The sequence below is a fragment of the Streptomyces milbemycinicus genome (assembly GCF_002154605.1).
Lineage (GTDB): Bacteria > Actinomycetota > Actinomycetes > Streptomycetales > Streptomycetaceae > Streptomyces > Streptomyces milbemycinicus.
Genome location: NZ_MUNE01000349.1, coordinates 17,390 through 28,676, shown reverse-complemented (window position 1 = coordinate 28,676; position 11,287 = coordinate 17,390). Strand labels below are relative to the sequence as shown.

At 72.1% G+C, this 11,287-nt stretch carries 9 protein-coding genes; 4 read left to right on the top strand and 5 right to left on the bottom strand.

From position 1 onward, the window contains the following. Positions 1-1,933, top strand: a 1,933-nt coding sequence (locus CCN51_RS55125) for a hypothetical protein (protein ID WP_158104704.1), incomplete at its 5' end; no start/stop codon positions are given. Here the strand turns inward: CCN51_RS55125 and CCN51_RS27315 are convergent. Together CCN51_RS27315 and lpdA are read right to left on the bottom strand one after the other, a co-directional pair. Next, entirely contained in the window at positions 1,926-4,478 is a 2,553-nt protein-coding gene (locus CCN51_RS27315) for a SpoIIE family protein phosphatase (RefSeq protein ID WP_014181604.1), read from the bottom strand. The two genes, CCN51_RS55125 and CCN51_RS27315, sit on opposite strands and share 8 nt — an antisense overlap. 72 nt (positions 4,479-4,550) lie before the next feature. After that, positions 4,551-5,951 (bottom strand): dihydrolipoyl dehydrogenase, encoded by a 1,401-nt coding sequence (gene lpdA / locus CCN51_RS27310; RefSeq protein ID WP_014181603.1) that lies wholly within the window; start codon positions 5,949-5,951, stop codon positions 4,551-4,553. An 85-nt stretch (positions 5,952-6,036) separates the two neighbouring features. Between lpdA and CCN51_RS27305 the strand changes: the two genes are divergently transcribed. After that, the gene (locus tag CCN51_RS27305) at positions 6,037-6,411 is read left to right on the top strand and encodes an RNA-binding S4 domain-containing protein (RefSeq protein ID WP_014181602.1); all 375 of its coding nucleotides are present in this window, start codon (positions 6,037-6,039) and stop codon (positions 6,409-6,411) included. A gap of 72 nt (positions 6,412-6,483) precedes the next feature. Here CCN51_RS27305 and CCN51_RS27300 read toward each other — a convergent pair whose 3' ends face one another. Continuing rightward, positions 6,484-7,722, bottom strand: a complete 1,239-nt coding sequence (locus tag CCN51_RS27300) for an FAD-dependent oxidoreductase (RefSeq protein WP_014181601.1) — start codon at positions 7,720-7,722, stop codon at positions 6,484-6,486. 131 nt (positions 7,723-7,853) lie between these two features. Between CCN51_RS27300 and CCN51_RS27295 the strand changes: the two genes are divergently transcribed. Continuing rightward, on the top strand, positions 7,854-8,084 hold the full coding sequence (locus tag CCN51_RS27295) for a hypothetical protein (protein ID WP_143675903.1): 231 nt from the start codon (positions 7,854-7,856) through the stop codon (positions 8,082-8,084). Between the two features lie 91 nt (positions 8,085-8,175). Then, positions 8,176-8,943 (top strand): peptidoglycan-binding domain-containing protein, encoded by a 768-nt coding sequence (locus tag CCN51_RS57920; protein WP_245881689.1) that lies wholly within the window; start codon positions 8,176-8,178, stop codon positions 8,941-8,943. Between the two features lie 22 nt (positions 8,944-8,965). On the opposite strand, the gene CCN51_RS27285 is transcribed toward CCN51_RS57920, so the two are convergent. Next, the gene (locus CCN51_RS27285) at positions 8,966-10,099 is read right to left on the bottom strand and encodes a glycoside hydrolase family 76 protein (RefSeq protein WP_238545525.1); all 1,134 of its coding nucleotides are present in this window, start codon (positions 10,097-10,099) and stop codon (positions 8,966-8,968) included. A 194-nt stretch (positions 10,100-10,293) separates the two neighbouring features. Further along, positions 10,294-10,947: a PAS and helix-turn-helix domain-containing protein gene (locus tag CCN51_RS27280; protein ID WP_238545524.1), complete on the bottom strand. Its 654-nt coding sequence runs from the start codon at positions 10,945-10,947 to the stop codon at positions 10,294-10,296. Positions 10,948-11,287: the final 340 nt, after the last annotated feature.

The window sequence follows — 11,287 nt, the reverse complement described above, 5'->3', positions numbered from 1 at the left end:
CTCCGCCCCCGCCGACACCGCCCCCGCGGCGAAGGCCCCGGCCCTGTCCGGGCCGAGTCTGGTGGCCCGGCTGCGGGAGGTGACATGGGCCCGCGACCACGTCCCGCTGGACGGGGCGGACTGGGATCTGCTGCTGGCCGAGCACCAGCGCGACCCCCTGCCGAACGGCGCGCTTCTCGTCCTGGCGGCCCACCAGGACTGCTCGGAGGAGCTCGTGCTGGAGGCCTACAAGAGGGCGCCCCGCCATCTCCCCGACACCTCCCCGCTGCCGTGGCGGCTGCTGACGGTCCCCGACTGGAGCGACTCCTACTCCCGCTTCGACCTGTCCAAGCTGCTGCGCCGGGGCCTCCAGGAGGAGGTCTATCCGATCGACCGGGTGCTGGCCGAGATCAAGCCCGCCCGTACGGTGCTCAACGCGCTTCCGTACAAGGAGGATTCGGTCCGCGAGGCGCTGACCGGTCTGGTGGCCGAGCTGGGCGACGACTTCGCCGTCTGGCGCGCGCTGTACTCGCTGCTGCCCCGCTTCACCGGAACACCCACGGAGCTGGTCGCCACGGCCCGCGAGCAGACGGCCAAGCACCGGAACAAGCCCTGGCCCCGGCCGCTGGCCCCCGAGTACCCGGTGAGCGCGCCGGAGGGCGCCCGGGCGGTGTTCCTGCAGCTGTACCGGCTGGCCACCGAGGACATCCAGCTGGCGCTCGCGGAACACCTGGACCAGCGCACCATCCAGCATCTGCTGGTCCACCACCAGCCCTCGACCGCCCTGCGCGACCGCTTCGTCGCGCTGCACGGGGTGTCCGTGCTGGCCGGCCTCGCCTCCAGCTGGGAGCTGCCCGAGGACATCATCGGGGAGCTGCTGCTCCACGACGACCCCGAGATCAACGCCAGGCTGTACATCAACACCCCGCTGACTCCCAAGCAGCGCCGGCAGATCCTGTCCGGCCGGCGCAGCCGTCCCGACAGCGGTGAGGGGCCGCTGCCGCTCACCGAGGAGGTGTTCGTCGAGCTGCGGAACAGCGGGCGCCGCCACTGGCTCCTGCCGATCGTCGAGGCCGGCGATCCGCGGCTGGCCCGCATCCTGCTCGGCAAGATCAAGCTGCATACGCTCGCCGGGCAGCTGCTCCTGCTGGTGCGGCTGTGGGAGCGGCGCGGCGCGGAGGAGGTGCGCGGGCTGCTGGAGGAGACCGAGTTCCCCGAGCGGCGCAGCAAGAAGCACCCGCTGCCGGCGGCCACCCAGAAGATCGTCCGATCCGCGCTCGAGGCGCCGGACGGCCTGGCCGAGCTGCGCGACCGGCTCGCGCATGCCCAGTCGCCCGCAAGCCAGGCGGGGCATCTGCGCGACGCGGCCGAGGGGCGGCGCGATCAGCTCGCCGCCGCGCTGGAGCGGCTGTCCGAGGAGACCGGCCCGGACCTCCCATGGCCGGAGCTGCTGGCCGAGCACGGCCGCGATCCGCTGCCGGACACGCTGCTGGTCGAGCTGGCGAAGCGGGACGACTTCCCGGAGGAGCTGCGCCCCGACTGGCGGCTCGCGGAGATGCGCCAGAAGCACCCCGCGCATCCGCACCGGCTCACCGGCCCGCGCCCCACCGCCCTGGAGCTGCTGCGCCACCACCAGCTGCCCGCGTACATCCAGCAGGACTGGCTGAACACGGCGGTGTCCTACGGGCAGCTGACCCTGTCGGAGATCCTGAACTCGGCGCGGCCGGCCCGCGTGGCCGCGACCTACCTGGCGAAGTACCCGTCGAACCGCCCCGAGGAGTCCCCGGACGGCATGGATGAGCAGCTGTGCCGGGTCCGCCAGGAGGCCGTGGATCTGATCGCCGCCCATCTCGGCAAGGATCCGGAAGGCTGGGCGGTGGCCATGCGGCTGATGCCCGAGTTCACCGGCACCCTCCCGGAGCTGCTGGCCACCACGGCGGCGGTGATCAGCTGAAGGCGAACACGGAGGACAGAGACGACGCCGAGGGCTCGAAGGGCAGCGTCTGCTCGGTCCAGATGACCTTGCCGCTCCTGGTGTAACGGGTGCCCCAGCGGTCGACCATCTGGGCCACCAGGAACAGCCCCCGCCCGCCCTCGTCGGTGCTGGCGGCCCGGCGCAGATGCGGCGCGGTGGTGCTGCCGTCGGCGACCTCGCAGATCAGTGCCCGGTCGCGGAGCAGGCGCAGCCGGATGGGGCCGGAGGCGTGGCGGATGGCGTTGCCGAGCAGTTCGCTGACCACCAGCTCGGTGATGAAGGCCGCCTCCTCCAGGCCCCAGTCCGCGAGGGTCCGGTCCACGGCAGCCCGCATATCGGCGACGACCGCGGGGTCCGACGGAAGGTCCCAGGAGGCAATGTGATCCTCGGCAAGGCCGGTGGCGCCGGCGACGAGCAGCGCCATGTCGTCGGTGGGGTGGCTCGGCGGCAGGGCCTCCATCACCGTTCGGCAGGTGCGCTCGGGGTCGGGGTCGGCGCGCGCGAGCGCGCCGAGCAGCCGGTCGAGACCGGTGTCGACATCGACGCCGCCGGCCTGGAGCAGCCCGTTGGTGTACAGCACCAGGCGGCTGCCGTCGGGGAGGTCGACCTCGGCGGTCTCGAAGGGCAGCCCGCCCAGGCCCAGCGGCGGTCCGGCGGGCAGGTCCAGCACGGTCGCCGCGCCGTCCGGGGGCACCAGGGCCGGCGGCGGGTGGCCGGCCCGCGCCAGGCAGCAGCGCCGGACGACCGGGTCGTAGATCGCGTACAGACAGGTGGCGCCCGCGACCCCGGCGCCGGGGGGCGCGCCGTCCGCGACGGCCTCCTCCTGGTCCAGGTGCTCCACCACCTCGTCGAGGGCGCTCAGCAGTTCGTCCGGGGGCAGGTCGAGCGAGGAGAAGTTGTGCACGGCGGTGCGCAGCCGGCCCATGGTGGCGGCGGCGTGCAGACCGTGGCCGACGACGTCGCCGACGACAAAGGCGATGCGGGCGCCGGAGAGGGGGATGACATCGAACCAGTCCCCGCCCGCCCCGCCATACCCGGGCACATAGCGGTGGGCGACCTCGACGGCCTCGTGCTCGGGCAGCTCGCGGGGCAGCAGGCTCTGCTGCAGGGCCAGTGCGGTGGCGTGCTCGCGCGCGGTCCGGCGGGCGTTGTCGATATACGCGGCCGCCTGGCTGACCAGTTCCTCGGCGAGGGTGAGATCGTCGTCCTCGAAGGGCGCCGCGCGCGCCGAGCGCCAGAACTCGGCCCGGCCCAGGATGACGCCACGCGCGGTGAGGGGGACGGTCACCGAGCCGATCCGCTCGCCCACCAGGTGCATCGGGGAGTCCTCCCGAATGCCGCTGACCGCGACGCGGCGCGTCCGGGTGTCGGAGAGGTCGGGTTCCTCGCCGCGCAGGACCGACTCCATCAGGTCGACGGTGACGACATCGGCGAAGCGTGGCACGGCGACCTGGGCCAGCTCCTGGGCGGTGTGCACCATGTCGAGCGTGGTGCCGACCTCGACGCCCGCGTCGTACAGCAGCGCCAGGCGCTCCCGCGCCCGGTCGGCCTTGTCCGTCAGGACCTGTAGCTCGGTGGTGTCGCGCAGGGTGGCGACGCTGCCCCAGGGCTGTCCGCGCCGCCAGGTCGGGCGCTGGTTGACCGCCAGCAGCCGCTCCCCCACCTCGTGGATCTCATCGGTGGCCGGCCGGCCCGAGGCGAGCAGGGCGGCGGTGTCCCGGGGCAGGCCCACGTCGGTCACCTGCTTCCCCTGGGCGCGGGGCGGCAGGGTCAGGAGCCTGCACGCCTCGTCGTTGGCAAGCAGCAGCCTTCCCTCCGCGTCGACGATCAGCACTCCTTCCCGTACGGCGCGGAGCACGGCGTCGTGGTGCTCGTACATCCGGGCGATCTCGGCGGGCCCGAGGCCACGGGTCTGGAGCCGCAGCCGCCGGCTCACCAGCGCGGCCCCGCCCGCGCCGAGCGCGAGGGCCAGACCCAGGGATCCCAGTACGACCGGCAGCTGGCGGTCGACCGAGCTGCGTACGCTCGGGATCGTGATCCCGGCGTTGACGATGGCGATCACCTTGCCGCTGGCGTCGGTGACGGGGACCGCCGCGCGGATGGAGGGGGCGGCGAGGGTCACGCCGGGGACCTTGTCGGTGAAGGCTCGGCCCACCGTGGCCGGGTAGAGGGGGCGGTCGACGTGCTTGCCGATCTCGCGGGGGTTGGGATGGGTGTAGCGGATGCCGCTCGGGCTCGTCACCACGATGTAGTCGACGCCGGCGTCCCGTCTGACCTGCTGGGCGAAGGGCTGGAGCGTCGCGCTGGGGTCGTGGGACCTCAGGGCGGCGAGGACTCCCGGGGCGCGGGCGAAGGAGTGGGCGACCGCGAGTGAGCGGCCCCGGGCCTGGTTCTCGCCGCTGTTTCGGGCCTGCAGGACCAGCACGACGCCCGCGGAGACCACGAGCAGCGCCATGATCGCCAGCAGCAGGGCGAACGCCTGTCCGGCGACACTGCGGGAGCGTAGCGCCGAACCCACCTTCATCTGGTCTTTTTAGCATATTTAGGACATTTGCACCGCCGCTGACGGTGTGACCAGGGCCGGTCCCCGGTCGGCTCACATATTGATCATGTGACCCGCGAGGCCGTGCACGGCCTCCTTCACCGCCTCGGAGAGCGTGGGATGGGCATGGACATTGCGCGCCACCTCGTGGGCGGTCAGATCCCAGCGCTGCGCCAGCGTCAGCTCCGGCAGCAGCTCGGTGACCTCGGGGCCGATCAGATGGCCGCCCAGCAACTCGCCGTGGCGGCCGTCCCCGATGAGCTTCACAAAGCCGGCCGGGTCCCCCAGGCCCTGCGCCTTCCCGTTCGCGGTGAACGGGAACTTCGCCACCCGGACATCGAAGCCCAGCTCCCGGGCCTGGGCCTCGGTCCAGCCGAAGCTGGCGATCTGGGGCTGACAGAAGGTCGCCCGCGGAATCATCACGTACTCCAGCGCCATGGTCTCCGCGCCCGCGATCGTCTCGGCGGCGACCACGCCCATCGCCTCGGCCGCATGGGCGAGCATCAGCTGCGCGGTGACGTCCCCGACCGCGAAGATATGCGGCACGCTGGTGCGGCAGTACGCGTCGACGGCGATGGCGCCCCGGTCGGTCAAGCGGACGCCGGTGTTCTCCAGCCCGTAGCCGGTGACCCGGGGCCGGAAGCCGATCGCCTGCAGCACCGCCTGGGCCTGCAGCGTCTGCCGCTGGCCACCCGTGGTCACCATGACCTTCACCGAGGGGCCCGCGTCATTGATCGCCTCGACCCGGGTGGAGGTGAGCACATCGATGCCGAGCCTGCGGTAGCGGCGCGCGAGCTCCGCGGAGACCTCCTCGTCCTCCAGCGGGACGATCCGGTCCAGGAACTCCACCAGCGTCACCCGCACCCCGTAGCTGCGCATGATGTACGCGAACTCGACGCCGATGGCGCCCGCCCCGGCGATGATCACGCTCTCGGGCAGCTCCGGACTGAGGATCTGCTCCTCGTACGTCACCACCCGCTCGCTGAGCGAGGTGCCGGGCAGCAGATTGGTGACCGCGCCCGTGGCGAGCACACAGTGGCCGAAGGTGAGGGTCTCCGTTCCCCCGGCTGTCAGGTCGATCCGCAGCGTATGGTCGTCCGTGAAGGTGCCCCGGCCGTCGTACTGCGGGATCTCGTTCTTCTTCATCAGGTAGTGGATCCCCCTGACGCGCCCGTCGGCGACCTTGCGGCTGCGCTCGTAGGCGGCCTGGTAGTCCAGGATCACCTGCCCGTCCACCCGGATGCCGAAGGTCTGGGCCTCCTTGGTGAACAGATGGGCCAGCTCGGCGTTGCGCAGCAGGGCCTTGGAGGGGATACAGCCCACGTTCAGGCACACCCCTCCCCAGAACCGCTCCTCCACGATGGCGACGGACAGACCGAGTTGCGCGGCGCGGATCGCCGCGACATAGCCGCCCGAGCCCGCCCCCAGGACCACGACGTCAAAGTGTGCGCTCATGCGTCGCACCTTAGACAGCAATTCCGGATATAGCAGGACGTATCGCCCTGGACGGAGCCGATAGAGTCAGGACATGGCTTCAGGCATGGCTTCAGACAACGCGCCGGTGCGGGTCGACAGCTGGATCTGGTCCGTACGGCTGACGAAGACGCGGTCGCTGGCCGCCACGGCCTGCCGCGGCGGCCACGTCCGCGTCAACGGGGAGCGCGTCAAGGCCGCCCACGCCGTGCGGCCCGGGGACGAGGTGCGGCTCTTCCACGCCGGACGCGAGCGGATCGTCGTGGTGAAACGCCTGGTGCGCAAGCGGGTCGGGGCGGCCGTCGCGGCAGAGTGCTTCGTCGACAACTCCCCTCCCCCGCCGCCGCGCGAGGAAGTGGCCGCGGTCGGCCATCGCGACCGCGGTGCCGGCCGCCCGACCAAGCGCGACCGGCGCGATACGGAGCGGCTGCGCGGCCACTGAGCGGCCGTACCCCCGCCGCGGCCACTGAGCGGCCGGACCCGCGCCGCTCCGCGCTGCGCGTGCCGAACCGTTTCAGCGCAGGGCGGCGGCGGGCGGGCGCTCGCGCTGTGCGCCGTACGCCAGGAAGTACGCAGGGGCCCGCTTCAGCCAGGGCGCCGCGTTCAGCACCCGCACCACCCCGGGCGGCCGGGACCCGTCGCCGAGCAGGGTGCGGCCGGCCAGCACCGGCTCGATGACCCGGGCGTGGGCGATCCGCTGCAGCGTCTGCGTCGCCGCGGCGGTCGGCCATCTGCGGCGCTGTACCTCGCGCACCTCGCGCAGCCCGACCCCGCCCCCGCCCGCCGCGAGCGGCCCGGAGAGGATGCGGGCGGCGGCCACGGCGTCCTGGACGGCGAGGTTGATGCCGATCCCGAACACCGGCGACATCGCGTGTGCCGCGTCCCCGATGCACAGCAGCCCGGGGCGGTGCCAGCGGCGGAGCCGGTCAAGACGTACGTCGAGCAGCTTCACCTCGTCCCAGGACCGCAGGGCATGGGCGCGGTCCGCCAGCCATGGGGCGGCCGCCGCGAACTCGGCCATGAACCGGTCAAGACCGGCCGCGCGCCGGGCCGCGTCGGTGCCCTTGGGGATCAGCGCGGCGCACTGCCAGTACTCCCCGCGGTCGATCATCGCGGTCAGAAAGCGGTCACCTACGTTCCCCACCAGCCCCCGCGGGTCGCCCTCGTGCCGCGGCACCCGGAACCACCAGGCGTCCATCGGGCACGGGAACTCCCGCAGCCCCAGTTCGGGCAGGTGCCTGGCCAGCGATCCCCGGCCGTCGCAGGCCACGGTCAGGTTGGCCCGCAGCTCACCGGTGCTCCCGTCCGCGGTGCGGTAGCGCACCCCCGCGACCCGGCCGCGCTCCATGAGGAAGGAGGTCGCCTCGGTGTTCATACGCAGCCGGAAGGAGGGCTCCCGCGCGGCCTCGTCCGCCAGCAGGTTCAGCAGATCCCACTGCGGGACCATCGCGACGTAGTTGTACTTGACCGGCAGCGCGCCGATGTCGCCCACGGTGAACAGCGAGCGGCCCGGACCGATGGGCAGCTGAATGGTGTGCACATGACGCTGCGGCAGCGCGGCGAACCGCTCGGCGAGGCCGAGTTCGTCCAGGAGCGACAGCGTGCTCGGATGCACGGTGTCGCCGCGGAAGTCACGCAGGAAGTCACCGTGCTTCTCCAGGACCGTGACCTCCACCCCGGCGCGCGCCAGCAGCAGCCCGAGCACCATCCCGGCCGGCCCGCCGCCCACCACACAACACGTGGTGCGTTCCATCGTCTCGACTCCCTTCGACTCCCGGCCACGGCCATTCGGGGGAATGGGGCGGCCGATCAGGAGCCTTCCCCCTCGAGCTTCGTTAGCCAAACATCCGCAGGCATCCCCAACAGATCCACACGGAGGTACCCATGCCCACGACTCATAAGAAGGCCCGGATGGCGGTGGCGGCGAGCGTCCTGGTGCTCGGCGGCGCCGGAGGCGCCGGGACCGCGGCAGCACAGCCGACGGCGAACGGCCCGGCGCAGCGCAGCGACTGCGACACCGCGGCCTCCATTCGGCCTGTGCCTGTGAAGGCCGTGCCCCCGATCCCGGCGGGCGACATCACCGTGGGCGCTTCCTGTACCAACTTCTCCGGTTGAGTCTTCCGGGCTCCCCGTCCGTATCTCCTCCCGACGGTCTTGACGGTGTCGACGGTCTCGACGGCGCGCCGCACAAGAGGAGGAGGTCTGTATGGCTGCCGGAACCGATCCCGAACAGCCCACCGGGCGGCAGGTGATCGAGCCGACCCGGATCTTCCGTGCGGTTGCGAAGCCCGACCGGGAGGGTGACCCGCCGGCCGACGGCTGGATGGAGGACCTTGACCTCTTCCGCCCGCTGGTCGCGGGGACGCCGCCCCGCGCATACGACCTCGGCGACGCGGACACCGAGGAGTTCGACCTCGGTCTGCGGACGGCCGCCGAGCCGCTGTCCTCCGCGGCCCCAGCCGACTCAGCTGGCTCAACTGACTCAACTGGCTCTTCCGCCGCGCACGCCGCCCCCGCCGCGCCGCCGTTCTGGCGCCGGTCGCGCCCCGCCGCCCTGGCCGCCGCGGGGGCGGTCGGGGCGGGCCTCGCGCTCACGCTCGTCCTGCTCATCCCCGGCGCCGACGGATCCACCGCGGCGCAGCCGGATCCGGAGAGCGGCACCCCGTCCGGCCGTACGTCGGCCCCCGCCGCGCCCACCGCCTCCGCCGCTCCGCCGAGCGGCGACGGACAGGGGGGCCAGGGCGAGGGCCAGGACGCGGTGCTGTCCCTGGGGGACAGCGGCCCCGAGGTCTCCGAGCTCCAGTCCCGGCTGCTGCGGATCCCGGACGTGTACACGGGCGGTTCGGTCAACGGCCAGTACGACCAGAGCCTCGCCTCCGCCGTGGCCCGCTTTCAGCTGTGGTACGGGATACGCGGCGACGAGGACGGGGTGTACGGCGACGACACCCGGCGCGACCTGGAGTCCCGCACATGAACCCCGGGCCGCGCCGGGGCGCTCACAGCACGGCGGTCAGCAGGGACACGGCGGAGTCCTGGGTGCCGATGCTGACGCTCGCGTCCTCGAACGGCCCGGCCCACCGCAGGCCGTACCGGTCCTTGCCGTCGCGGTCGTGCGCGTACGCGGACCTGGCCTGGGCGAGCAGATAGCCACGGTACGGGTGGCCGGGCAGTACGTCGTCCAACTCGTCGAGGTTGCGCGCGAAGATGCCCTTGAACGAGCCCTGGTCGGCGTTGCAGTCGCCGGCCGCCTCGCAGGGCTCGGTCACGGTTCCGCCCGGGGACAGGGACGGGTCGGCGATCACGGCGTCGGCGATCTTCCGGGCGTCGGCCAGCAGCGAGCGGTCCCCGGTCGCCCGGTACAGCTCGGCCAGGCCGCCCAGGATCACGCCCTGGTTGTACGTCCAGGTGGTGCCGCCGTTGTTCGAGCAGTCGCCCGACTGGGTCCGCAGCCCGTCGTTGACCAGGTGGTCGCCGTTGATCATCCCGCTGTCCCGGAACCAGGCCCAGGCCTCGAGCGCGCGCTTGAGATAGACCTTGTCCCCGGGGATCCGGTTGTGCAGGGAGGCGAGCAGCTTGATGTAGAGCTCGACGCTGATCGCGTTCTTGTAGGTCTTGCCGGGGATGTCCCACCACACCCCGCCGCCGCAGACGTCGTCCCAGTATCCGCGGATGTACGCCTCGTCGGTCCTGGCGATGTCCAAGTATGAGCGGTCGCGCGTCAGGTCGTACATCCGGACCATGGAGAGCGCCCACCACCCGGTGTCGTCGGTGGAGTCGGCCCGGAACTCACCGCCGCCCTCCGGCCACCAGGGCAGGGGCGCGCGCTGGACCTCGACGGTGTGCTCGGCCTCGGCCAGGTACTTCCTGGAGCCGGTCTTGGCCATGTAGTCGAGCAGGGCCTGGAGCGCGTTGCCCGACTGCCACCAGGGCGCGTCGGGGTCCCAACGCCCGCTCTGCCGGTCGTAGAAGCCCATCATCGCGTCGACGGCCGCCCCGGCCCGCTCGCGCGCGCCCGCCGCGCCGCCCGGCGTACGGGCCTGGGCCGGCGCCACGCCCACCAGCAGCGCGAGGGCCGCGCCGGCGGCGATGACGCCCATGGTGGCCCGGGCTCTTCGCAACGCATTCGTCATGTTCCACGCTCCGAGGAAGAAGGTGCACAACTATGCGCACGAATGCGGGAGCGTGACAAGATCCGATCAACCACTGACCGATTTGTCGATTTCCATGAGCGAAGTCGCTCACCGGCGCGCACGGCGGCGCATGCGCGGAGCCCGGCGAAGGAGCCTGACGAAGGAACTCGGCGAAGGAAACCGGTGGCGTCGCATCACTTGATGAAGTCCTGGACGACCTTCGGGGGCCAGGAGCCCACTTCGAGCACCCCCATGGAGTAGGCGCGGGAGACGAGAGCGGCCCGGTTGGGCACCCGCAACTTCCGCAGTAACCGCGTCACGTGGTACTCGACCCCCTGGCGGCTGAGGTAGAGCCGGGACGCCAGCGGGACGGTCGAGACCCCGGCGGCGATGCCTTCCAGGATGCGGGCCTCGATCTCGGTGAGGACCTTCTTGTGCGGGGTGACGACGTCCGCGCCCTCGAAGCCCGCCGCGGAGCGCATCACGACCAGGATCGAGGCGACGCGGGAGGTCTCCCCGCGCACCGGGACGGCCGTGAGCGCGCTGGTGAACGGCGTGCCCTCGGCCGCGAAGGCGACGACATGGGTGGCGAACCGGCGGCGGGAGCCGTCGACGAGCCGGCCGAGCTGATGCCTGAGCGGCTGCCGCAGGCTGGGGTGGGCCAGATCGCAGAAGGCGCGGCCGCACACTTCCGCGGAGGAGCCACCGAACTGCCGGAAGAACTCCTGGTTCGCCTGCTGGACGAGCAGGTTGGGGTCGAGGCGGGCCACACACGCGCCTGGCTGGTCGAATTGCCCGAGGAGGTCGGCGTACTCGAGCTGATCACGTCCTGCGTCGTGGGATATCACTGTGTCTGCGGGCGCGGGAATCGCCAATGGCCTGCCGTCCCTTCAGGGATCCGTTCCCCCGGAAATCACGGGGAACGAAATACTGGTCGTGCAATTTGATATTTCGGTTCGGAGACTAGGTAGCCCCGGACGGGCGAGTCAACGTCCGCTGACGGCGCGCCGCAAATCCTGTGGTGCGTACGGCGGATGGTTCGGTCCGCGGGCCACGGTTTCGGTGGTTCGGTTCGGTGTCGCCGTCGGGCGCATCGAACCATATCCCAACGCGCTGACCTGGCAAGGAGGTTGCCTCCCCGAGACAGGGCGGGCGCCGCACCGGATGTGGGGGCGCAGCCCCCCGCCC